Source organism: Comamonas sp. 23 (genome assembly GCF_049601575.1).
In the GTDB taxonomy this organism is placed as follows: Bacteria; Pseudomonadota; Gammaproteobacteria; order Burkholderiales; family Burkholderiaceae_C; genus Comamonas; species Comamonas squillarum.
Window position 1 is genome coordinate 2,544,221 of the sequence record NZ_CP187127.1, and the last position, 22,434, is coordinate 2,566,654.

At 62.8% G+C, this 22,434-nt stretch carries 25 protein-coding genes and 3 tRNA genes; 17 read left to right on the forward strand and 11 right to left on the reverse strand.

What is annotated here, in order from left to right:
* Window positions 1-68: 68 nt before the first annotated feature.
* From ACPEE1_RS11410 to mnmH, 3 genes are all read left to right on the forward strand, one after another.
* Window positions 69-683, forward strand: coding sequence for a helix-turn-helix domain-containing protein (locus ACPEE1_RS11410; protein ID WP_423932675.1), 615 nt, complete (start codon window positions 69-71; stop codon window positions 681-683).
* The gene (locus tag ACPEE1_RS11415; RefSeq protein WP_182341667.1) at window positions 676-1,206 is read left to right on the forward strand and encodes a GNAT family N-acetyltransferase; all 531 of its coding nucleotides are present in this window, start codon (window positions 676-678) and stop codon (window positions 1,204-1,206) included. The genes ACPEE1_RS11410 and ACPEE1_RS11415 overlap by 8 nt, the downstream gene beginning before the upstream one ends.
* 244 nt (window positions 1,207-1,450) lie before the next feature.
* The gene (mnmH, locus tag ACPEE1_RS11420) at window positions 1,451-2,503 is read left to right on the forward strand and encodes a tRNA 2-selenouridine(34) synthase MnmH (RefSeq protein ID WP_423932677.1); all 1,053 of its coding nucleotides are present in this window, start codon (window positions 1,451-1,453) and stop codon (window positions 2,501-2,503) included.
* Window positions 2,504-2,516: 13 nt separating this feature from the next.
* Here mnmH and ACPEE1_RS11425 read toward each other — a convergent pair whose 3' ends face one another.
* The 4 genes from ACPEE1_RS11425 to ACPEE1_RS11440 are packed head-to-tail and all read right to left on the reverse strand — an operon-like array spanning window position 2,517 to window position 4,522.
* Window positions 2,517-3,200 (reverse strand): DUF1294 domain-containing protein, encoded by a 684-nt coding sequence (locus tag ACPEE1_RS11425; protein ID WP_423932680.1) that lies wholly within the window; start codon window positions 3,198-3,200, stop codon window positions 2,517-2,519.
* Complete coding sequence (locus ACPEE1_RS11430) at window positions 3,190-3,696, reverse strand: DUF523 domain-containing protein (protein WP_116923989.1); 507 nt, start codon at window positions 3,694-3,696, stop codon at window positions 3,190-3,192. Before ACPEE1_RS11430 ends, ACPEE1_RS11425 begins: the two co-directional genes overlap by 11 nt.
* Window positions 3,690-4,079, reverse strand: a complete 390-nt coding sequence (locus ACPEE1_RS11435; RefSeq protein ID WP_260719639.1) for a hypothetical protein — start codon at window positions 4,077-4,079, stop codon at window positions 3,690-3,692. Before ACPEE1_RS11435 ends, ACPEE1_RS11430 begins: the two co-directional genes overlap by 7 nt.
* Window positions 4,080-4,129: 50 nt before the next feature.
* A complete protein-coding gene (locus ACPEE1_RS11440) occupies window positions 4,130-4,522 on the reverse strand; it encodes a GFA family protein (RefSeq protein ID WP_423932683.1) in 393 nt (130 codons plus the stop codon).
* A 419-nt stretch (window positions 4,523-4,941) separates the two neighbouring features.
* Between ACPEE1_RS11440 and ACPEE1_RS11445 the strand changes: the two genes are divergently transcribed.
* On the forward strand, window positions 4,942-5,580 hold the full coding sequence (locus tag ACPEE1_RS11445; protein WP_116923986.1) for a C40 family peptidase: 639 nt from the start codon (window positions 4,942-4,944) through the stop codon (window positions 5,578-5,580).
* Between the two features lie 225 nt (window positions 5,581-5,805).
* On the opposite strand, the gene ACPEE1_RS11450 is transcribed toward ACPEE1_RS11445, so the two are convergent.
* From ACPEE1_RS11450 to ACPEE1_RS11465, 4 genes are all read right to left on the reverse strand, one after another.
* Window positions 5,806-6,408 (reverse strand): isochorismatase family protein, encoded by a 603-nt coding sequence (locus tag ACPEE1_RS11450; protein ID WP_423932686.1) that lies wholly within the window; start codon window positions 6,406-6,408, stop codon window positions 5,806-5,808.
* A 114-nt stretch (window positions 6,409-6,522) separates the two neighbouring features.
* Window positions 6,523-7,074, reverse strand: a complete 552-nt coding sequence (locus tag ACPEE1_RS11455) for a hypothetical protein (RefSeq protein ID WP_116923984.1) — start codon at window positions 7,072-7,074, stop codon at window positions 6,523-6,525.
* 78 nt (window positions 7,075-7,152) lie between these two features.
* Window positions 7,153-7,398, reverse strand: a complete 246-nt coding sequence (locus ACPEE1_RS11460) for a GlsB/YeaQ/YmgE family stress response membrane protein (RefSeq protein WP_116923983.1) — start codon at window positions 7,396-7,398, stop codon at window positions 7,153-7,155.
* A 565-nt stretch (window positions 7,399-7,963) separates the two neighbouring features.
* The gene (locus tag ACPEE1_RS11465; RefSeq protein WP_021025853.1) at window positions 7,964-9,163 is read right to left on the reverse strand and encodes an amino acid aminotransferase; all 1,200 of its coding nucleotides are present in this window, start codon (window positions 9,161-9,163) and stop codon (window positions 7,964-7,966) included.
* Window positions 9,164-9,307: 144 nt separating this feature from the next.
* On the opposite strand from ACPEE1_RS11465, the gene uvrB reads away from it, so the two are divergent.
* From uvrB to ACPEE1_RS11530, 13 genes are all read left to right on the forward strand, one after another.
* On the forward strand, window positions 9,308-11,401 hold the full coding sequence (gene uvrB / locus ACPEE1_RS11470) for an excinuclease ABC subunit UvrB (RefSeq protein WP_423932689.1): 2,094 nt from the start codon (window positions 9,308-9,310) through the stop codon (window positions 11,399-11,401).
* Window positions 11,402-11,620: 219 nt separating this feature from the next.
* Window positions 11,621-12,157: a Fe-S cluster assembly transcriptional regulator IscR gene (iscR, locus tag ACPEE1_RS11475; protein ID WP_021025851.1), complete on the forward strand. Its 537-nt coding sequence runs from the start codon at window positions 11,621-11,623 to the stop codon at window positions 12,155-12,157.
* A 152-nt stretch (window positions 12,158-12,309) separates the two neighbouring features.
* Window positions 12,310-13,530 carry an IscS subfamily cysteine desulfurase gene (locus tag ACPEE1_RS11480; protein ID WP_116923981.1) on the forward strand — a complete coding sequence of 407 codons (1,221 nt, stop codon included), beginning with the start codon at window positions 12,310-12,312 and terminating at the stop codon, window positions 13,528-13,530.
* Window positions 13,531-13,565: 35 nt separating this feature from the next.
* Window positions 13,566-13,964: a Fe-S cluster assembly scaffold IscU gene (gene iscU, locus ACPEE1_RS11485; RefSeq protein ID WP_021025849.1), complete on the forward strand. Its 399-nt coding sequence runs from the start codon at window positions 13,566-13,568 to the stop codon at window positions 13,962-13,964.
* A 6-nt stretch (window positions 13,965-13,970) separates the two neighbouring features.
* Window positions 13,971-14,294, forward strand: a complete 324-nt coding sequence (gene iscA / locus ACPEE1_RS11490; RefSeq protein ID WP_021025848.1) for an iron-sulfur cluster assembly protein IscA — start codon at window positions 13,971-13,973, stop codon at window positions 14,292-14,294.
* A 115-nt stretch (window positions 14,295-14,409) separates the two neighbouring features.
* Window positions 14,410-14,928: a Fe-S protein assembly co-chaperone HscB gene (gene hscB, locus ACPEE1_RS11495; protein ID WP_116924454.1), complete on the forward strand. Its 519-nt coding sequence runs from the start codon at window positions 14,410-14,412 to the stop codon at window positions 14,926-14,928.
* Between the two features lie 125 nt (window positions 14,929-15,053).
* The gene (gene hscA / locus ACPEE1_RS11500; RefSeq protein ID WP_423932694.1) at window positions 15,054-16,919 is read left to right on the forward strand and encodes a Fe-S protein assembly chaperone HscA; all 1,866 of its coding nucleotides are present in this window, start codon (window positions 15,054-15,056) and stop codon (window positions 16,917-16,919) included.
* A gap of 29 nt (window positions 16,920-16,948) precedes the next feature.
* Window positions 16,949-17,287: an ISC system 2Fe-2S type ferredoxin gene (fdx, locus tag ACPEE1_RS11505; protein ID WP_423932697.1), complete on the forward strand. Its 339-nt coding sequence runs from the start codon at window positions 16,949-16,951 to the stop codon at window positions 17,285-17,287.
* 71 nt (window positions 17,288-17,358) lie between these two features.
* Window positions 17,359-18,075, forward strand: coding sequence for a DNA polymerase III subunit epsilon (gene dnaQ / locus ACPEE1_RS11510; protein ID WP_021025844.1), 717 nt, complete (start codon window positions 17,359-17,361; stop codon window positions 18,073-18,075).
* 58 nt (window positions 18,076-18,133) lie between these two features.
* A tRNA-Val gene (locus tag ACPEE1_RS11515) sits at window positions 18,134-18,208 on the forward strand.
* A 39-nt stretch (window positions 18,209-18,247) separates the two neighbouring features.
* Window positions 18,248-18,322 (forward strand) — tRNA-Val (locus ACPEE1_RS11520).
* A 37-nt stretch (window positions 18,323-18,359) separates the two neighbouring features.
* A tRNA-Val gene (locus ACPEE1_RS11525) sits at window positions 18,360-18,434 on the forward strand.
* A gap of 206 nt (window positions 18,435-18,640) precedes the next feature.
* Complete coding sequence (locus tag ACPEE1_RS11530; protein ID WP_423932699.1) at window positions 18,641-19,789, forward strand: hypothetical protein; 1,149 nt, start codon at window positions 18,641-18,643, stop codon at window positions 19,787-19,789.
* A 39-nt stretch (window positions 19,790-19,828) separates the two neighbouring features.
* Here the strand turns inward: ACPEE1_RS11530 and ACPEE1_RS11535 are convergent, their stop codons facing one another.
* The 3 genes from ACPEE1_RS11535 to ACPEE1_RS11545 form a co-directional block, all read right to left on the reverse strand.
* Window positions 19,829-21,235, reverse strand: a complete 1,407-nt coding sequence (locus tag ACPEE1_RS11535) for a TolC family outer membrane protein (protein WP_182341643.1) — start codon at window positions 21,233-21,235, stop codon at window positions 19,829-19,831.
* Between the two features lie 81 nt (window positions 21,236-21,316).
* Window positions 21,317-21,652, reverse strand: coding sequence for a rhodanese-like domain-containing protein (locus ACPEE1_RS11540; RefSeq protein WP_260719632.1), 336 nt, complete (start codon window positions 21,650-21,652; stop codon window positions 21,317-21,319).
* A 53-nt stretch (window positions 21,653-21,705) separates the two neighbouring features.
* Window positions 21,706-22,419 carry a protein-L-isoaspartate O-methyltransferase family protein gene (locus tag ACPEE1_RS11545; RefSeq protein ID WP_021025840.1) on the reverse strand — a complete coding sequence of 238 codons (714 nt, stop codon included), beginning with the start codon at window positions 22,417-22,419 and terminating at the stop codon, window positions 21,706-21,708.
* Window positions 22,420-22,434: the final 15 nt, after the last annotated feature.

Here is a 22,434-nt window from a genome sequence, read left to right on the forward strand (position 1 = left end):
AGGTGGCAATACCCGCGTATCGCTTAAAAATCCAATATACAGGAATTAATTTCTGATAAAGTGGGTGTATGACGGTTGACGAGTTGCTCTCTGCCAAGGTGCGCACCCTGCGCAAACAGCGTGGCCACACCTTGGAGGTGCTGGCGCAGCGCAGCGGTGTCAGCCGCTCGATGATTTCACTGATTGAGCGTGGGCAGACCAGCGCCACCGCCGCCGTGCTGGGCAAGCTGGCCCAGGCCTTGCAGGTGCCGCTGGCAGCGCTGTTTGCCGATGAGCGCCAGGCGCAAGCGCCCCAGCCCCTGGCGCGCGCAGCTGTCCAGCCGCGCTGGCGTGATCCTGCCACCGGCTATGAACGCCGGCAACTGAGCCCGGTGGGGTTTCCTGCGCCGTTCGAGATGGTGGAGGTGGTGTTTCCGCCCGGCCAGCGCGTGGCCTTTGACAACGGCCTGCGCAGCCAGCCGCTGCACCAGCAGCTGTGGCTGCTGCAAGGCGAGCTGCAGCTGAGCCTGGGCACGCAAAGCTGGCATTTGCAGGCGGGAGACTGCCTGGCGATGGTGCTCAACCAAACCCTGGTATTTAGCAACCCCGGCACCGAGTCCGCCCGCTATTTGCTGGCGCTAGCGGCGCTGGGCGCCTCCCTGCCGGCCTTGCCTGTAGTTTTTCCTGGAGAGATCGATGACTGAGAGACACTGGGTGCGCTGTACCCATGACCGGCATGCGCCAGCAATTTTGGCGATTCTGAACGACGCCATTGTCAACAGCACGGCGCTGTATGACTACCAGCCGCGCAATGCGGGCCATATGCGTACCTGGTTTGATACCAAGCTGCAAGGCGGCTACCCGGTGATCGGCATCGAGGATGCCGCCGGCGAGTTGCTGGGCTTTTCCAGCTATGGTGCCTTCCGCGCCTACCCGGCCTACAAGTACACGATGGAGCATTCGGTCTATGTGCGCGCCGATCAGCGCGGCCAGGGCCTGGGTCTGCAGCTGATGGAGGCCATCATTGACGAGGCGCGCAAGCACGATGTGCATGCGCTGGTCGGCGCCATCGATGCGGCAAATGCCGGCTCGATCGCCTTGCATGAACGGCTGGGTTTCAAGTCGGTCGGCCTGATGCCCCAGGTGGGCTTTAAATTTGGGAGATGGCTGGACCTGGCCTTGTACCAATTGCTTTTGCAAACGCCGGCGAATCCGGTAGAAGGCTGAGGCCGCTGGCCGCGCGCCACTCGCCGTGCACCACTAGCCGTGCACCACCCACAACAGCCCACGCTGCCATGGGATAATCACTTTTTTCGCGCAGCGCAGGCCCGGCGCTGGTCAACCGACCGCACCGGCTTGCGATGGCTGTATCGAGGCTCGATCACTCTGCGCAGTGGCCGCACAACCTCTGGGTTGTCTGCGGCACTTGCCCTGATCCTTGGACTGGCACTTCGCTGCCAGCATCTGCCTTATGTCCCATCGCCAGCCTGTTCGCATCAGCGACATCCACAAGTTTGACACCATCGTCGACGCCCGCTCCCCTGCCGAGTTCGTACTCGACCATATCCCCGGGGCGATCAACTGCCCGGTGCTCAGCAACGAAGAACGCGCCCAGATCGGCACCATCTACAAGCAAGTCAGCCCCTTTGAGGCCAAGCGCCTGGGCGCTGCCTATGTGAGCGCCAATCTGGCGCGCCACCTGCACGATACCTTCCATGACCGGCCCGCGAACTGGAAGCCGCTGGTCTATTGCTGGCGCGGTGGCCTGCGCAGCGGCTCGATGGTGACCTGGTTGCGCCTGGTGGGCTGGGATGCGCAGCAGCTGGCAGGCGGCTACAAGGGCTTTCGCGGCCATGTGATCGAGCGGCTGGAGTCACTGGTACCGCGCCTGCGCTTGCAGGTGCTGTGTGGCGCCACCGGCAGCGCCAAAACGCGGGTGCTGCATGCGCTGGCCGAGCAGGGCGCGCAGGTGATTGACCTGGAAGGCTATGCCAGCCACAAGGGCTCGCTGCTGGGCCAGCTGCCTGGTGTAGAGCAGCCGAGCCAGAAGCACTTCGAGACCTTGCTGGCCACGCAGATCGGCCAGTTCGATCTGGAGCGCCCGGTGTTTATCGAAGGCGAAAGCGCCAAGATCGGCCGCATCTCCGTGCCGATGGCGCTGGTCGAGCATATGCGCCAGGCACCCGTCATCGAAGTGCGGGCCTCAGCGCAGGCGCGCCTGGACTATCTGCTGCGCGACTATGCCTACCTGGGTGCCGATGCCGGTGTGCTGGCCACCAAGCTGGGCTATCTCAAGGATCTGCAGGGCAAGGAGGTGGTCGGCCGCTGGCAAGGCTGGGCAGCGCAAGGCGAGCTCGCGCCGCTGTTTGCCGAGTTGATGGACCTGCACTACGACCCGCATTACGAGCGCAGCCAGGCGCGCAACTTTGCCCACTGGGATTCGCGCCAAAGCCTGCAGACGGATGACCTGTCGGACGCGCGCATTGGCGAGTTGGCCGCGCAGATCAGGCAGCTGGCTGTTTAGGCCTGATTGGGCATCAGAACGTCGGCAGCCCGAATCGCTGGCCCAGCGGCGAAAGCAGCAGGCACAGCGCCACCAGGTTGAGCAACACCGTCAGCCAGAACACCTGCAGAAAATCCCGCTTGCTGGATTTGTGGCGCAGCCAGCGCTGGGCCAGCAAGGCCCCCGGCCATCCGCCCAGCAAACCCAGCAGCCACAAATGCTTTTCAGGGGTGCGCCAATGCCCCTGCTGCGCGGCAGCCTTGTCCCAGGCATACCAGGCAAAGGTGACGAGCGAGGCCAACACATACCAGCCTGCAGCGCGCCAGGTGGAGCCAAAGCACAGGCCCAATCCCAGCAGCAGAATCGCCAATGTGGGGATCAGCAGCAGGGCTGCCCCGCCGGATGGGCCTGATCTGGCGGCACTGGTAGCCTGGCGCTGAGTGCGCGCAGCTGCGGCCCGTGGGCGTGCGGTATGCGAAGCGGGCGATGCCGCTGCGCCTGGTGCGCCCGCGCCCAGCACGCGGGCGCGGCTGGCCCGGGGTTTGTCGCCTGCGGGCTTGTCCAGCACATAGCTCAGCCGCTGGCGGGCTTGGGGCCGGGCGGCAGGGTTTTGGAAGGCGGAGATATGCACAAACACCTGGGGGCCGCCGCCATCGGGGGCGATAAAGCCAAAGCCGCGCTCGTCGTTCCAGGATTGTAAGGTGCCTTCAAGCAGCATAGGCCTCCAGGTGCGCTGCGGCTTCGTCCCATTGGTTCTCGCTGAAGACAGCGACGCCGGCCTGGCGCAGCAGGCTGCAGGCCAGGCCTTCGCCGGGCACGGTGCGGCCGGCAAACTGCCCGTCATAGACCTGGCTGGAGCCGCATGTAGGGCTGAACTCCTTGAGTACCGCGACGCGGATGCCATGGCGCTGCACCAGTTGCAGTGCCAATTGGGCGCCGTGCAAAAAGGCGGCAGTCACATCGTTGCCCGCGCTGTCGCGCACCTGGGCCGCATGGCGCAGCACCGCGATGCTGGTGCCACCAACGATTTCGGCTGGCAATCGGGGCGTTGGCAGGCCTGCGGCCATCTCGGGGCAGAGGCTGACCACCTGCTGCTGCGCGAGCCAGCGATCGAGCACTGTGTGTTGCGCCCTTTTGTGGCTGCCGTCATAGCGCACGGGCTGGCCCAGCAGGCAGCCACTGACCAAGACCTTGGGCGCTGCGGGCTTCAGCATGCCAGCAGCTCCACCTGCAGGGCCTGCGCGCTGGCTTCGCAGCGCAGGCTATTGCCGCCCAGCTGCAATTGCAGCCCATTGGCAAACTGCAGCTGCAGGCAGAGCGTCTCTGCCTGAAAATCGCTGGGCACTGGCAGCGTGCTGAGCCGTTGCTCGCCCAGCTGCAGCCAGCCGCTGGCCAGCAAGCCAAAGGCTTGCGCTTCATGCGCGAGCGCGGGCGGGCAGGGGTTCAGCACCAGGCGCAGACCATTGCTGTAGCGGCGCTGGGTCTCGATCCCCTGGCGCTCGCTGATCAGCGCGGCTGAGAATTCGATGTTGCAGCCTTCGGAAGTGCGGTGGATGCGGCTGATTTCGGAGTCGGCAAATTCAAACTGGCGAGGCATTCCGTGATTGTCGCAGACCCAGGGTGCGGCCTGCAGCAACTCTGCAGGGCTCATGCCGCCCCGGATGGCGCCACGCAGTCAGCCAGCCAGGGCATCGCTGATGCACTCCAGATCTGCCGCTGTGGCGGCAGCTGCGCGCGCTCTTCCACGCAGCCCAGGCGGATCACCACGAACTCCGGGTTCTGCGCGGCGCAGCCATACAGTGGCGTTGCGCAGACGGGGCAGAAGACCTGGTCGCGGCGCTGGCCGCTTTGCGCGGTCTTGGTATAGGTATGGATCGTGCCTTGCAGCGAGAAATCGGCGATCGCGGCGCTGACAATCGCCCGCATCGGCGCGCCCGACAGCACCTGGCAGTCGCTGCAATGGCATACGCTGACCTGGGCAGGATCGATCAAGGCGGTAAAGCGAACCGCTTGGCAGTGGCATGCGCCGTGGATGAGCATTGCAGGACCTGAGGAAAGTGGGCAGGGATTGCTGCTTTGTACTGCATCGTGCCCACCCTTGCATAGGCCTACTCGCTACCCATGAGGCGATGCAGCTAGAGGCCTTGATGGCATGACTCTTGCATAACTGTCAACAAGCGAAAGCCGGAGCTGCGCCGCAGGCCTGTAGGAATATCTTTACAGTCTCTGGCGTAGTAACTATGGTTGCATATAGAAACAACCAAGGGTTCTGTGTGAAAGCTTGATGAATTGCAGAAAATCAATAAAAACAATTAGTTATGGAGTACTTGAGCCTGAGCTCATGCATAATTTCGCAAAATTCCACGGGAAAACCCCGGTAATTTGGGGAATAACTGGTTTGGATTTTGTTACATATTTATGAATTGTCTTCAAAATAAACCGTGCTAAAGTCGCCCGCTATGTCACCGAAATGGATTTGCACCCTCATCGTCGCCGCGTCTGTCAGCGCACATGCCGCCCCCGAGAGCGAACACAAGCCATCCGATCTGGATTTGCTGCTGGGCATTGGCCAAAGCAGTCTGTCCAAGCTCGATTCGGTGCATCACCAGGTCAAGGACCAGGCCAATGTGCTGATCAGCAATGCGCTGAGCCTCATTGGCGTGCCTTACCGCCGTGGCGGTAACAGCGCAGAGACGGGTTTTGATTGCAGTGGTCTGGTACGCGCCGTGTATGCGGAGAGCTGGGGCAAGATCCTGCCGCGCCGCGCAGAAGAGCAGGCGGCTGCGACCGACAAGATTGATAAAGCGGAGCTCAAGCCCGGTGATCTGGTGTTCTTCAACACCATGCGCCGGGCTTTCAGCCATGTGGGGATCTATATGGGCGATGGCAAGTTCATCCACTCGCCCCGCACTGGCAAGACCGTTCGGGTCGAGAGCATGGATATTGCCTACTGGGAAAAGCGCTTTGACGGCGCCCGCCGGGTAGAGCTGAGCGATGAGGCGCGTACCAAGCTGATGCAGCAGGTCAACCTCGATGGTGCGGAAGCGCAGGACCTGATCGGCCGCGTGATGTCCAAGGCCAATATGCGTGTGAACTGAGCGCCTTGCCCTGTGCGTCAGGCGCTGCAAGCGAACCAAGCTTCCTTCGGGAGGCTTTTTTGTTGCCTGCGCGGTGCTGGTTGTCTGGTTTGCGCCGTGGGGTAGGGTCTCAGTCATGCGCCCCCCCGCTATATATATATAAAAGCGGCGCGGGGTACTGGCGTTAAAAAGGCTGCCTCCTGGCAGCCTGGGTGGGCGACTTGCTGGGCAGGCTCCAGCAAGGTCTTACTTGACCATCTGCAAGATATCGCGGAAGTCTTCGTGCTCGCAACTGCGCAGCCATTCGAAGATGACCATTTCGGTGGTGACCAACTCGGCGCCGGCGCCGGCCAGGCGGTCAAAGGCGGCATCGCGGTTGCGCTCGGTGCGGCTGCTGCAGGCGTCGGTGACCACGCAGACATCAAACTCGTCTTCGAGCAGCTCCAGCGCAGTTTGCAGCAGGCAGACATGGGCCTCGCAGCCGGCAATGATGATGCTGTTGCGCTCAGGCGCGGCTTGCTGGGGCTTTTGCAGGTGCTTGGGCAGGCTGCGGGCATTGCCGCCCTGGGGTTTGGCGGGAGGGCGCAGCCATTCGTTCAGGCCTTCCGGCACTGCACTGAAAAACATCTTGGCCAAGGTCTTGTTGCACAGGCCACGCAGCTGCGCCGGATTGGGGCCGAGCTTGCTGGGGTTTTGCTCGGTACCAAACACGGGCACCTGCAGCTGCTGGGCTACCTGGGCCAGGAGCGTGGCGTTTTTCAACACCTGCGCGCCATCAAAAATGGCGGGCATCAGTTTTTCCTGGTAGTCAACCAGCACCAGCTGGGATTCTTCAAAATCTATAAGCATGCGGCATTTTACCCGTGGCAGCGTGCAGCTGCTGGAGCGGCATGGCGCAGGCGTTGGAGGGGAGGGAGAAATGCACTGGCGCGCGGCGCAGCGCCGAGCCAGTCTGGCGCAGATTTAGTGCTTGTCCTGGTCCAGCGCAGGCGCATACACCACCGGCAGCACAATCCCCGCTTCATGCGCCACGCGCACGCAGTCGCGCAGGTGCTGCTCGCCCAGGTAGCGCAAGGTGGCGTAGCCCAGGGCAGCCGACACCGCCTGGCCGGCAATCGGCACATATTTGCTGGCCTGCTGCACCGTCAGGCGCATGCCCAGCGCCTTGGCGCCGCGCAGGATCACATCCTTGGTGATCAGCTTGCCCACCAGCACACCGCCGAGCATGTTGACGGTGTTTTGCACCTTGGCGCGTTTGGCAGGGGTCAGGCGCGCAATCTGCTCGTCGCTCAGACCAAAGTAATTGCTGATTTGCGGAATCAGCCGCGACAGCAGGGCTGCATCGACCGCCATGTCGAGCCCGGGCACCGGCGTGGCGCTGGCCAGGGCGGCCATCAAGGCTTTGCGGTGCAGCAGCTTCTGGGACTGCTCAACCGCCTCCAGCAGCGCAGGGTTGCCCGTCTGGGCGGCCAGTTGCAGTGCGGAGAGGGGGCGGGGCTTGCGTCCAAGTTTCATGGGTGTTCGGGAGTGAGGTCAAAAGCGGAAAAAACCTGCGGCAGCGGGTGGTCCCGGCTGGCGCAGGCTGCCGGGTGCTTAGCGCTTGCGCACCAGGCCGTAGATCACCAGCAAGATGATGGCGCCGACGACGGAGGCAATCCAGCCAGCGGCCTGGCCTTCCTGGTACCAGCCCATCGCCACGCCGGCGTAAGTGGCCAGCAGCGAGCCGGCAATGCCCAGGAGGATGGTCATGATCCAGCCCATCTTGTCGTCCCCAGGCTTGATGGCGCGTGCAATGAGGCCAACAATCAGGCCGATGAAAATGGTTCCAATGATGGACATGCGTAGTTCTCCGTTGAGCTGTGAACGCCAGCGCCTCGGGTTGAGGCGGCCCTGGCCAATACGCCCTGAAGCGTACCAAGGCACTTTAAGGCCGTTTGTAGGAGAAGGCTTCAAATCCCGCGGCTTTACGTCATAAACAACGGTGAACTGGCGCTGTCATGCGCATGAAAAAAGCAGCCGGCGCCGCTAAGAACTTGTTCAAAGTCTCTACGCAACCGCGTTGGAGTGCAATCGGGATGAGTTCGAAGGGCTGGTCCGCAGCTTGCACCGGGGTGCAAGCAAGGGCCAGCGCGAAGAAATCGCCCGATTTCACTCCAACCCTTAGGGACAGTGGCTTTGCGGGCGCCCGGCTAGGGCCGCCCGGGCAGGGGCGGTCTGCGTCGTTGCAAATCCTCGCAATAGCTGGGCTATTGCTGCGGTATTGCGCGGCTGGGCGCCCCCCTCGCATCCCATCTCGCAAAGACACTGTCGCGGCGCGAGGAGACATTGAACAGGTTCTAAGGGCGCGGGCTGCTTTTCGCTGGCCTGGGCCTCAACGGGCTCAGGCTGCAGAGCGGTTATGCGCTCAGGCGACGACCTTGGCGATCGATGCGCAGACGTGCTCGATGTTCTTGCTGTTGAGCGCAGCCACGCACATGCGGCCCGTGTCCGTGCCGTAGACGCCGAACTCGGAGCGCAGGCGTACCATCTGGTCCTTGCTCAGGCCCGAGTACGAGAACATGCCGATCTGGGTGGTGATGAAGCCCATATCCTGCTTCACGCCAGCGGCCTTGAGGCCGTCGACCAGCTTCTGGCGCATTTCCTTGATACGCACGCGCATCTCGCCCAGTTCCTTTTCCCACAGCGCGCGCAGCTCGGGGTTGTTCAGCACCGCGGCCACCACGGCGCCACCGTGGGTTGGTGGGTTGGAGTAGTTGGTGCGGATGACGACCTTGAGCTGGCTCAGCACGCGGCTGGCTTCTTCCTTGTCGGTGGCAACCACGGACAGCGCGCCCACGCGCTCACCGTAGAGCGAGAAGCTCTTGGAGAACGAGGTCGACACAAAAATGTTCAGGCCTGCTGCGATGAACTTGCCGATCACGGCGCCGTCTTCGGCGATGCCGTGGCCAAAGCCCTGGTAGGCCATGTCCAGGAAGGCGACCAAGTTTTTGGCCTTGACGACTTCGATGACCTTGTCCCACTGGGCGGCGCTGATGTCGTAGCCGGTGGGGTTATGGCAGCAGGCGTGCAGCACCACCACGGTGCCAGCGGCGGCCGCGTTCAGGTCGGCGATCATGCCGTCGAAATCAATGGCGCGGTTGGCTGCGTCGTAGTAGCGGTAGCTGGCCACTTCAAAACCGGCGTTCTGGAAGATCGCGCGGTGGTTTTCCCAGCTCGGGTCGGAGATCAGCACCTTGGCTTGGGGGTTGAGGCGCTTGAGGAAGTCCGCACCGATCTTCAGGCCGCCGGTGCCGCCCACGGCTTGCACCGTGGCCACGCGGCCGGAAGCGACAACCTCGGAGTCAGCGCCGAACACCAGGGCCTTGACGGCGTTGTCATAGGCAGCGATACCGTCGATAGGCAGGTAGCCACGGGGCGTGGGCTTGTCCATCATGGCTTTCTCTGCGGCCTGCACGCACTGCAGCAGCGGCAGCTTGCCGTTGTCGTCGAAATACACGCCCACGCCCAGGTTCACTTTTTGCGGGTTGGTGTCGGCGGCATACTGCTCATTGAGACCCAGGATCGGGTCGCGTGGGGCCATTTCGACGGAAGAGAAAAGAGACATGTGTAGTCCTTGGTAGGTAGAAATCTGGCTTTGTACCCCCAAATGCCAAACAAGAGGCCATCGCCTCCACCGCAATTTTGCAGTACGCTTTGGGGTTAACCCCGTATTCTAGCGACGCCCGCTCGCGCGTGGCATACCCGACCTATGCACGAAGTCACTCCAGAGGCACCCCGCGAGGGGGAATTCATCCAATATCCGGGCTCGCCCTTCACCTTGTTCCAGCCGTATCCGCCTGCGGGCGACCAGCCGGCGGCCATCGATGCGCTGGTGGAAGGCATTGATGACGGTGAGGCCTTTCAGACCTTGCTGGGTGTCACGGGCTCGGGCAAGACCTTCACGATGGCCAATGTGATCGCGCGCACCGGGCGCCCGGCCATCGTGTTTGCGCCCAACAAGACGCTGGCCGCGCAGCTGTACAGCGAGTTCCGCGAGTTCTTTCCGAAGAACGCGGTGGAGTACTTCGTCAGCTACTACGACTACTACCAGCCCGAGGCCTATGTGCCCCAGCGCGACCTGTTCATCGAAAAGGACAGCGCCATCAACGAGCACATCGAGCAGATGCGGCTGTCGGCCACCAAGAGTGTGCTCGAGCGCCGCGACACCATCGTGGTGGCCACCGTCTCGGCCATCTACGGTATCGGCTCGCCCGAGTCCTATACCAAGATGCGCTTCATCCTGCGCGTGGGCGACGAGCTGAGCCAGCGCGATGCGATTGGCCAGCTGGTGCGCATGCAGTACAAGCGCAATGATGCGGATTTCTCGCGCGGTACCTTCCGCGTGCGGGGCGACACCATCGATGTGTTTCCGTCCGAGCACAGCGAGATGGCGGTGCGCATCGAGCTGTTTGACGACGAGGTCGAAAGCCTGCAGCTGTTTGACCCGCTCACCGGCCGCGTGCGCCAGAAGGTGCCGCGTTTCACCATCTACCCCAGCAGCCACTATGTGACGCCGCGCGACCAGGTGCTGGTGGCCGTCGAGACCATCAAGGAAGAGCTGGCGCTGCGCCTCAAGCAGCTGGTGGGTGAGGGCAAGCTGGTCGAAGCCCAACGCCTGGAGCAGCGCACCCGGTTTGACCTGGAGATGCTGACCGAGGTGGGGCACTGCAAGGGCATTGAGAACTACAGCCGCCACCTCTCGGGCGCGGCGCCGGGCGACCCGCCGCCGACGATGACCGACTACATGCCCAAGGACGCGCTGATGTTTCTCGATGAGAGCCACCAGATGATCGGCCAGCTCAACGCCATGTACAACGGTGACAAGGCGCGCAAGACCACCTTGGTGGAGTATGGCTTTCGCCTGCCCAGCGCGCTGGACAACCGCCCGCTCAAGTTTGGTGAGTTCGAGCAGCGCATGCGCCAGGTGGTGTTTGTCTCGGCCACGCCGGCTGAATACGAGAAAACCCATGCGGGCAAGATCGTCGAGCAGGTGGTGCGGCCCACCGGCCTAGTCGACCCCGAAGTGGAAGTGCGGCCCGCCACCCACCAAGTGGACGATGTGCTGCAGGAAATCCATGCACGGGTGAAGGTCCATGAGCGGGTGCTGATCACCACCCTGACCAAGCGCATGGCCGAGCAACTGACCGAGTACCTGACCGACAACGGCGTGAAGGTACGCTACCTGCACTCCGATGTGGAGACGGTGGAGCGCGTCGAGATCATCCGCGATCTGCGCCTGGGCACTTTTGATGTGCTGGTGGGGATCAACCTGCTGCGCGAAGGCCTGGATATCCCCGAGGTCTCGCTGGTGGCGATTCTGGATGCGGACAAGGAAGGCTTTCTGCGCGCCGAGCGCAGCCTGATCCAGACGATTGGCCGTGCGGCGCGCAACATGAACGGCAAGGCCATCCTCTATGCCGACCGCATTACCGACTCGATGCGCAAGGCGATGGACGAGACCAGCCGCCGCCGCGAGAAGCAGATGGCCTTCAATGCGGAGCATGGCATCGTGCCGCGCAGCATTGTCAAGCAAGTGCGTGATTTGATCGATGGCGTCTACAGCACCAAGGCCAGTGACGACATGGACCGCGCCCAGCAGGTGGCGATGAGCCGCGCCCAGGTCGAGGACATGTCCGAGAAAGAGATTGCCAAGGAAATCAAGCGCCTGGAAAAGCAGATGCTGGAGGCAGCGCGCAACCTCGAATTCGAGGCCGCAGCCCAGGCCCGCGACCAATTAACCATATTGAAACAAAGGGCTTTTGGTGGGGCCTCTCCAGAGGCAGGGAATACCCGCAGCCTCTAGTGATGTCAGTTTCTGTAAGTAATCTTTGCTTACCCGAGCGAATTCAGGGGGCATTGTGCTATACTGACACAAATTACTCAACAACAAGAAAAAAGCCTATCGATGAATGGGACCTACCCTGCATGCAGGGTGGAGCGACAGGCTACGACGATGTCATTGCGGGTGGCTTGCTTGCATTGGGCGTCTATGGTTATCAAGCCTGACCTCTAAGGAACGATTATGCGTCTCACCACCAAAGGCCGATTTGCAGTGACTGCAATGATTGATCTGGCTTTGCGCCAGAACAATGGCCCGGTAACTTTGGCTGCGATCAGCCAGCGTCAGCAGATCTCGCTGTCGTATCTGGAGCAGCTGTTTGGCAAGCTGCGCCGCCACGAACTGGTGGAGTCCACCCGTGGCCCTGGTGGCGGCTACACGTTGGCCCGCAAGGCCGCTGAGATCACAGTTGCCGACATCATTGTGTCGGTAGATGAACCTATTGACGCCACGCAGTGTGGTGGCAAGGAAAACTGCATGGGTGAGGCCGGTCGCTGCATGACGCACGAGCTGTGGGCATCGCTGAACCAGCGCATGGTGGAGTTTCTCGATTCGGTCACCTTGCAAAAGCTGGTCGATGACCAACTGGCCAAGGGCATCCAGATCGAAGACAAGCCCATCGTGCGCCGCGCTATCTCGACCACGCCGGTTGTCAAGCCCATCCGTGTCACCGCACCGAACTCGGTGTTTGCACTGGGCAATGTATTTGCCAAATCCTGATTCTTGATGCGGCGCTGGTCGCCGCATCCCCCGGTGTCTTCCAGGGCGCCGGGAGGTCTTGTTACGCCCTGAACGGGGTGCGGCAAGTTCATTCGATGATTGCGTTTTGAGTTTTTGCGGGTGCCCACCAGCACGCGCCAGTAGAGCCAGATATGGACACGACCCCACATTTCCCCATTTACCTTGATTACGGCGCCACCACGCCCGTGGACCCCCGCGTGGTTGAAGCGATGATTCCCTGGTTGTCCGAGAACTACGGCAACCCTGCGTCGCGCAGCCATGCTTGGGGCTGGACGGCGGAAGAGGCGGTTGAAAAGGCCCGTGCGCAGGTCGCCGCGCTGATCAATGCCGATCCGCGTGAAATCGTCTGGACCAGTGGCGCGACCGAGTCGGACAACTTGGCGCTCAAGGGTGCTGCGCAGTTCTACAAGGGCAAGGGCAAGCACCTGATCACCGTCAAGACCGAGCACAAGGCCGTGCTGGACACGATGCGTGCGCTCGAGCGTGAAGGCTTTGAGGTCACCTACCTGGATGTCAAGGAAGACGGTCTGCTGGATCTGGATGTGTTCAAGGCCGCGATTCGCCCCGACACCATCGTGGTCAGCGTCATGTTCGTGAACAACGAAACCGGCGTGATCCAGGACATCGACACCATCGGGAACATCTGCCGCGAAAAGGGCATCATTTTCCACGTTGACGCTGCCCAGGCCACCGGCAAGGTCGAGATCGATGTGACCGCGCTGAAGGTCGACCTGATGAGCCTGGCCTCGCACAAGACCTACGGTCCCAAGGGTATTGGCGCGCTGTATGTGCGCCGCAAACCCCGTGTGCGCATCGAGGCGCAAATGCACGGCGGTGGCCATGAACGCGGCATGCGCTCGGGCACCTTGGCTACGCACCAGATCGTCGGTATGGGCGAGGCTTTCCGCATCGCCAAGGAAGACATGGCCAAGGACTACGCCCACGCTAAGGCGCTGCAGCAGCGCATGTTGGACGGCCTGATGGACATCGAGCAGGTGTTTATCAACGGTGATCTGAACCACCGCGTGCCGCACAACCTGAACATCAGCTTCAACTTCGTTGAAGGCGAATCGCTGATCATGGGCATCAAGGGTCTGGCCGTGTCCTCGGGTTCGGCCTGCACCTCGGCCAGTCTGGAGCCCAGCTATGTGCTGCGCGCGCTGGGCCGCAGCGATGAGCTGGCCCACAGCAGCCTGCGCATGACGTTTGGCCGCTTCACGACGAATGAAGACATTGACTACGCCGTGGCATCGATCCGTGAGAACGTGACCAAGCTGCGCGAGTTGAGCCCCCTGTGGGAAATGTACAAAGACGGTGTGGATCTGAGCACCATCCAGTGGGCTGCCCACTAATCCGGCGCAGCCGCTAACTGTAAAGAGGTACCAAGATGGCATATTCTGACAAAGTGATTGATCATTACGAGAACCCCCGCAACGTGGGCTCTTTTGACAAGGGTGATGAATCGGTGGGCACCGGCATGGTCGGCGCTCCTGCCTGCGGCGACGTGATGAAGCTGCAGATCAAGGTCAATGCGGACACCGGCGTGATCGAAGACGCACGCTTCAAGACCTATGGCTGCGGCTCGGCGATTGCCTCGTCGTCGCTCGTGACCGAATGGGTCAAAGGCAAGACGCTCGACGAAGCCGCTGCGCTCAAGAACGCACAGATCGCCGAAGAGCTGGCCCTGCCACCGGTGAAGATCCACTGCTCGATCCTGGCCGAAGACGCGATCAAGGCGGCGGTCAACGACTACAAGGCCAAGCACACTGCCAAGGCGGAGGCTTAAAACGCCATGGCTGTCACGCTTTCTGAGTCGGCTGCGCGCCACATCAACCGCTACCTGTCGCGTCGCGGCCATGGGGTGGGTGTGCGCCTGGGCGTGAAGACCACCGGCTGCTCGGGTCTGGCCTACAAGCTGGAGTACGTGGACGAGGCAGCGCCCGAGGACGTGGTGTTCGAAGACCATGGCGTCAAGGTGCTGGTCGATCCCAAAAGCATGGCCTACATCGACGGCACCGAGCTGGACTTTGTGCGCGAGGGCCTCAACGAGGGCTTCAAGTTCCACAACCCCAACGAGCGTGATCGCTGCGGTTGTGGCGAGAGCTTCAGAATCTGAGGCCTCAGGTTCAGGCGCCCGGTTTGTCGTCACTGACAGGCTTGGCCTTGTTTGTCGGCATCGCTGATGCCAAAACTGCAAACCGCCTGTGCTTTTGCCAGGCGGTTTTTTCATGATGAATCTGCAATCCAACGATTTTGAACTGTTCGCCGTGCCGGTGCAGTTTGCGCAAGATGCCCAGCAATTGGCCGAGCGCTGGAAGGCCTTGCAAAAGCAAGCCCACCCGGACCGCTTTGCATCGCAAGGCGCTGCTGCTCAGCGCGTTGCCATGCAGTGGTCGGTGCGCATCAATGAGGCCTACCAGCGCTTGAAGGACCCGCTCAAGCGCGCCGCCTACCTGTGCGAGATGCATGACGCGCCCATCCGCGCCGAAGACAACACCGCCATGCCCACCGCTTTTCTGATGGAGCAGATGGAGTGGCGCGAGGCGTTGGAAGAGGCGCAGAGCCAGGCCGATGTCGATGCGCTAGATGACCAGGTCGCCAGCGCGCGCCGTGCAATGCTGCAGCGCTGCCAGCAGCTGTTGGATGTGGAGCGCGACTACGCGCAGGCGGCCCAGCAGGTGAGAGCCCTCATGTTTGTTGCGCGATTTAGTGGCGACATCGACCGCCGTCGCGAGCAACTGGGACAATAGGCTGGTGACCAAAGCAGGGCGGCCCATGAGGCCGCACAGCATGCTTTGGCGAACCCTCCGTTGAGACCGCTTCCCCCGCGCCCCGTGCGGGCCGCAGGCAAGAGAACACAAGATAGATCGCATCCATGGCATTGCTCCAAATTTCAGAACCTGGCCAATCTCCCGATCCGCACCAGCGCCGTATTGCGGTGGGCATTGATCTGGGCACCACGCACTCGCTGGTCGCTGCCGTGCGCAACGGCGTGGCCGAATGCCTGCCGGATGACGAAGGCCGGGTGCTGCTGCCATCGGTGGTGCATTACCGGGCCAATGGCAAGCGCGATATCGGCTATGCGGCGCTTGCCCATCCCGGCGTCGATGCCGCCAACACCATTGCCTCGGCCAAGCGCCTGATGGGCCGCAACCTGGCCGATATCCATGCGCCCGAGCAACTGGCCTATGCGCTTGTGCAGCCCGACGATAGCGGCATGGTGGCCATCGAGACGGTGGCCGGCCTCAAGACCCCGGTGGAGATCAGCGCCGAGATTCTGGCCACCTTGCGCTACCGCGCCGAAGACACCTTTGACAATGACCTGTACGGCGCCGTGATCACCGTGCCAGCCTACTTTGACGACGCGCAGCGCCAGGCCACCAAGGATGCGGCCCAGCTGGCCGGCATCAAGCTGCTGCGCCTGATCAACGAGCCCACGGCAGCGGCGATTGCCTATGGCCTGGACAATGCCTCCGAAGGCATCTATGCCGTCTATGACCTGGGCGGCGGCACCTTTGATATTTCCGTGCTGCGCCTGACGCGCGGCGTGTTCGAAGTCATCGCCACCGGCGGTGACTCGGCGCTGGGCGGTGACGACTATGACGCCGCACTGGGCCAGTGGGTGCTGGAGAAAACCGGCGGCGCGGTGCAGAGCGCGCAGGACAAGGCGGTATTGCGCCTGGCTGCCAAGACCGCCAAAGAGGCGCTGACCGATGCCGACCAGGTGACCTTCTCCGCGCAGCTGTCCAGCCAGAACATTGCGCTGCCGCTGAGCCGGGCCGATTTTGATGCGGCCACGCAAGCCTTGACGGCCCGCACCCTGACGGCCGTGCGCCGCGCGCTGGCCGATGCCCAGCTGGCCAAGGACGAGGTGCAAGGCGTGGTGATGGTGGGGGGCTCGACGCGCATGCCCCAGGTGCAGACGGCGGTCGGCAACTTCTTTGGCAAGCCACCGTTGACCAACCTGAACCCCGACGAGGTAGTGGCCCTGGGCGCCGCGATCCAGGCCAACCAGCTCGCCGGCAACGACAACAATGGCGACCTGCTGCTGCTCGATGTGATCCCGCTGTCGCTGGGCATCGAGACCATGGGCGGCCTGGTCGAGCGCATCGTCAGCCGCAACGAAACCATTCCGACCGCACGCGGCCAGGACTTCACGACCTACAAGGATGGCCAGACGGCCTTGGCGATCCATGTGGTGCAGGGCGAGCGCGATCTGGTGGCTGATTGCCGCAGCCTGGCGCGCTTTGAGCTGCGCGGCATCCCGCCGATGGCGGCGGGCGCTGCACGCATCCGTGTGTCCTTCACCATCGATGCCGATGGCCTGCTGAGCGTGGGCGCGCAAGAGCTGGTGAGCGGGGTGGAGGCGCATATCGATGTGAAGCCCTCGTACGGTCTCTCGGACGACCAGATTGCAAACATGCTGCGCGACAGCTTCAGCACCGCCCAGGCCGATATGCAGGCGCGTGCGCTGGTCGAAGCGCGCGTTGATGGCGACCGCCTGCTGATTGCTACCCAAAGTGCGCTCGATGCCGATGGCGACCTGCTGGCAGACGCCGAGCGCAGCCAGGTCGATGCGCTGATGGACCAGCTGCGCCGCGCCCTGTCCAGCAGCGAGAGCGCCGCTGAGATCGAGGCCAGCACCGATGCACTGGCCAAGGGCACCGAGGCCTTTGCCGCCGAGCGCATGAACCGTGGCATTCGCCAGGCCCTGGCCGGCAAGAACGTGCAATCCATTTAACCGACTACAGCAAGAAGAATCTCATTCCCATGCCTATCATCAAAATCCTGCCCCATGCCGAATACTGTCCCCAAGGCGCCGAGATCAAGGCGCCGACCGGAACGTCGATCTGCGAGGCGCTGCTGGACAATGGCATCAACATCGAACACGCCTGCGACATGAGCCGGGCCTGCACCACCTGCCACGTTATCGTGCGCCAGGGTTTCGACTCCATGAACCCTTCCGAAGAGGAAGAAGACGATCTGCTCGACCGCGCCTGGGGCCTGGAGCCGCAGTCGCGCCTGTCCTGCCAGGCCATTTTGGCGCGCGAGGATGTGACCGTGGAGATCCCCAAGTACTCGATCAACCACGCCAAGGAAAACCACTGAGCGTGGGCCGGGCCGGGCGCGCGGGTGCGAGCGGCTTTTACAATCGATGTTTTGAGTCGAGGAAGCTGTAGATGTCGCGCCAAATTGTTCTGGATACGGAAACCACGGGTCTGTCAGTCGTCGATGGTGACCGTGTCATTGAGCTCGGCTGCGTCGAGCTGCTCAACCGCAAGCTCACCGGCAATAACCTGCATCTGTACTTCAATGCCGACCGGGAAAGCCATGAAGACGCGCTGCGCGTGCACGGCATCACCAGCGAGTTTCTGGCCGACAAGCCGCGTTTCCACGAGAAAGCCGAAGAGATCCGGGCTTACCTCGAAGGCGCCGAGCTGATCATCCACAATGCGCCATTCGACATGGGCTTCCTGAACAAGGAGTTCGAACGGGTGGGCATGCCGCCCCTGGTCAGCATGGTGAGCGGTGTGCTGGATTCGCTCCTGATGGCGCGCGACATGTTCCCGGGCAAGCGCAACTCGCTCGACGCGCTATGCGACCGCCTGGAAGTGGACAATTCCGGCCGCGACCTGCACGGCGCTTTGCTCGACGCTGAGCTGCTCGCTGACGTCTACATCAACATGACGCGCGGGCAGGAACAGCTGCTCTCGTCTGAGAGCATGGCATCGAACAACAAGTCCAACGCGGCCATGGTGGTCAAGAAGGTGGATTTTGCACAGTTCGATCTGCCCGTGATCCTGCCGTCGGAGGCGGAGCTGGCCGCCCACGACGAGGTGCTGACGCAGCTGGACAAATCCAGTGGCGGCAAAACTATTTGGAGAAAATTGGCCTAATTTTCACAGCCAGCAAATATTTGCTGTCATAATAGAGGGCTTGACGGCGAGAGATTTTGGGTGATTAGCTCAGCGGTAGAGCACTGCCTTCACACGGCAGGGGTCACATGTTCGATCCATGTATCACCCACCAATCCATCGTCGTTGCGGTATGTCCCTTGGGGCATGCTTGGGGTGATTAGCTCAGCGGTAGAGCACTGCCTTCACACGGCAGGGGTCACATGTTCGATCCATGTATCACCCACCACAATTTAGTTTCGGTAGGCCTCTTTGGGGCGTGCCTGGGGTGATTAGCTCAGCGGTAGAGCACTGCCTTCACACGGCAGGGGTCACATGTTCGATCCATGTATCACCCACCAACCAACAAACCTCTTGAATGTTCTGTTCAAGAGGTTTTTTGTTTTTTGCGCGCTTGTGCACACGCTGCGCAGGCTACAGCGCACCGCCGTCCACCACGCCGTTCATGTATCGGGCCTGTCGCTGCCAGGTAAATCCCGCCCCGGTGCTGCACAACTCGGCCACCAAGGCCTAGGATGGCAGGTTTTGGGACTACCACCGTACCGATATGACCTCTCACACACTCGCTTTGGGTGCTGGCCTGGCCGCCTTGCTCGCTGGCAGTAGCTGGGCAGCTTCAAGCTCGCCATCCACCCCCACCCCACCATCGGCACCACAGACCTGTACCGAACAGGCTTCAGACGCCTGTTTCCAAGGCTTTGCGCTGCCGGGCCAGGCCGGGCGCATGCATTTCTATGCCTCGCAGGCGCCGCAGGCCGAAAAGGCCGACGGGTCGGCCGGGCCGCAAACGGTGCTCTTGATCATGCATGGCTTCCCGCGCGATGCCAACCGCAGCTTCAATGCCGCGCTGGACGCCGCGCGCAAGGCGGGGCGCCTGGATGAGACCCTGGTCATTGCGCCGCTCTACCAGGTGGGCAGCGACAAGGCCGAGCACTGCCGTACCAAGGGCACGCCTGCGCCGGAGCCAGGTGATGCCTTGTGGACCTGTGGCAGCTGGCTGGCCGGACAAAACTCCCAGGCCGGTGCTGGCAGGACCCCGATCAATGCCATTGCTGCGCTCGATGCCTTGGTCGCCCATATCCACCAGCGCTGGCCCAGCGTGCGCCACATCACCTTGGCGGGATTTTCTGCCGGTGGACAAATGCTCCAGCGCAGCATCGGCTTTGCCCAGCAGCCGCCTGCCGGTGTATCGCTGCGCTATGTCGTTGCGGACCCTGGCACCTGGCTGTACTTTGATCCGCTGCGCCCGCAGCCCCAGCGCGCGGGCCGCGATGTGGACTGGGCGGCCTGCAGCGATGGTGGTTGCGACTACCGCATGCAACTGCCTCAAGAGGCATCCTGCCCGGGCTACCACGACTGGAAATACGGCACGCAGGCGCTGCCGTCCAGCCTGGGGCCCGCCGCTGCGCAGGCGCGCGAGCGCTACCGCCAGGCGGATATTCACTATCTGGAAGGTGCCCTCGACAACCATGCCGGCAAGGGCACGAGCTATGGCGCGCTCGATAAATCTTGCGCTGCCATGCTGCAAGGGCCGTTTCGCCGCCAGCGGGGGGAGGGCTATGCCGCCTATGTGGCCCAGGTGCTGCAGCCAGTGCGCCCGCAGCCGCTGTCCATCGTGCCGGGCTGCGCCCATGATGTCGCCTGCGTATTGCCCTCGGATGCAGCGCGGCCGGCCTTGTTTGGCATCCTGCCTTGATGGCGCGCTGTGCGGCTCTAACGAGGCGCGCGGAGCGCTTTAGCGTGCGGGCTGGGTTGCAGGCAGCGCAGCTGGGATTGCCGCAGCAGGTGCCGTGCTGGTCAGCATGCTGCGGTCCAGCACCTCGATATCGTTCAGCGCCAAGGTGCCGGCCGCCTGCTTGAGCTTGAGCTGGCCCAGCAAGGTGTTGTAGCGGGCAAGGGCCAGGTCGCGCTTGGTCTGGTAGAGCTGGCTTTGGGCGTTGAGCACATCGATATTGATGCGCACACCCACCTGGTAGCCGGTCAGGTTGGCATCGAGCGCGAGCTGGCTCGATGCCTCGGCGGCTTCCAGTGCCTTGACCTGGCTGGCGTTGGACTGCAGGCCAAAGAAGGCGCTGCGCACGTTCTGCGCCACGGTGCGGCGGGCATTGTCCAGGTCGGCCTCTGCCTTGCTCTCCAGCGCCAGGGTTTCCTTGACCCGGTTCTGCACGGAGAAACCGGCAAACAGCGGCACATTGAGCACCACGCCCACGGTGGCCTGGTTGGCGTTGTAGCCATGGGTGGGCATGGTGATGCTGCCCTTGGGGTAGAGCTGGCGGCCAACAGTGGCCTGCAGGTCGATGGTGGGCAGGTGGCCGGTTTCGGCCTTCTTGGTGTCCAGCCGGGCGTTGGTGGTGGCCAGCTGGGCGATGCGGATCTGGGGCTGCTCGCTCTGGGCCTGGTCCACCCACATCAGCACATTGTCGGGCGTGGTCGCCGGCAGCAGCACCGGTTGCTTGAGCGGCCAGGGCTGGTTGCCAGGCGTGCCCACGGCATTGTCCAGCGCCAGGCGCTTGACGGTCAGGTCATTCTCGGCGGCGATCTCTTGCGCACGCACCAGGTCATAGCGGGCCTCGGCTTCGCGCGAATCGGTGATGGTGGCCGTGCCCACATCAAAGTTGCGTTTGGCAGCGGCCAGCTGCTCCTTGACGGCAGCCTTTTGGGCCTGCACAAACACCATGCTGTCCTGCGCGGCCAGCACATCAAAGTAGGCCTGGGCCACCCGCACCAGCAAATCCTGGCTCGCGGCATCGAGCTGCAGCCGGGCGATATCGCCGCCCAATTTGCCTTGTTCCAGCGCAATGCGGTTGGCCGGGCGGTAGAGCGGCTGGCTGGCCGTGATGCCAATCTGGTGGTCGGGGCCGTTCAGGCGCAGCTCGGGGTTGTTGATGGCCGTGTGGCTGTACTGCGACTGCGCCTGCAGGCCCACCTGCGGCAGCAGCCCGGCGCGTGCCTGCTCGCCCCGGGAGATGGCCGCGTCCAGGTTGGCGCGGGCCGACTGCCACTGCGCGTCATAGCCGCTGGCCTGCTCCACCATCTGCATCAGGCTCTGGGCCTGCGCCGGCAACTGGGCCAGGCCCAGCAGCAGCGCAGCAGCTGCGGCGCAGGTTGTTCTCAGACGAGGCAGGGCAGGGGCTTGGTGCATGGTGCAGAAGGGGGTGGTACAAGGGGAGGCGCGGCCAGGCCAGAGGCCCGATGCCGCGCCGCAAACGGCGCGGGCCGCAGGTCAGTAGCGCGGCACCGAGGGGTCGCGCTCGGCCGTCCAGAGGTCGATGCCACCAGTCAGGTTGCTGACCTGGCTGTAGCCCTGGCGCTCCAGGAACACGGCGACCTGCATGCTGCGCATGCCGTGGTGGCAGAGGCAGGCGATGGGGCGGTCTTCATCGAGTAGGTTGAGCGACGCGGGAATCTGCTGCATCGGGATATTCAGCAGCTCAAAACCTTCGGGCTTGACCGACGCAGTCCGCAGCTCCCAGGGCTCGCGCACATCCAGCACCAGGGGGTTATGGTCCGCATGCTGGGCCAGCCATTCGTTGAGTTGCGCGGGACGGATTTGCTCCATACATCACTTTCTGCAGCGCAGCCGGCCCCCAGGCCGCCGCGCTGCGGGGGTCATCAGAACTTGAAGCGGGGTGCCTCGGCAAAGCCCTTGAGGCGGGCCACCACGGTGTCCCAAGGCTGGCTGATCGTCAGCTTGCCTTGCGTGCGGGTGTAGACGGTGGTGCGCATCATCGGCTCCGTGCCCACAAAAGCGATCAGACGGCCGCCTTCCTTGAGCTTGTCGAGCAGCGCCGCTGGCACTTCGTAGACCGAGCCGCTCAGCACGATCACGTCATAGCTGCCGCCGATGGCCTGGGCGTTGGAGCCGTCTTCCAGCACCACATCGACATTCTTGATCTGGGCGCGGTGCAGGTTGGCGCGGGCCAGCTCGACGAGCGCGGGCTCGATCTCCAGCGAGGTGACCTGCTTGGCCAGGCGCGACATGAGCGCAGCCATGTAGCCCGAGCCGGTACCGATTTCCAGCACGTTTTCATGGGCTTGCAGCTTCAGGTCCTGCAGCACGCGTGCTTCGACGCGGGGAGGAAGCATGCAGTGGCCATTGGCTACGGCTTCTTCGCCATCATCGCCCAGCAGTGGCAGCTGGATGTCCATGAACGCCATGTCCTGCAGGCCATCGGGAACAAATTCTTCACGGCGCAGCGTGCCGATCAGCGCCAGCACCTGTTCGTCGCCCAGGCTCCAGGGGCGAACCTGCTGCTCGACCATGTTGTAGCGTGCTGCGCGGTATTTATCATCCGTGCTGGGGGACATGTTCAGTGGCAAACTCATTGCAGACTCCGGTTG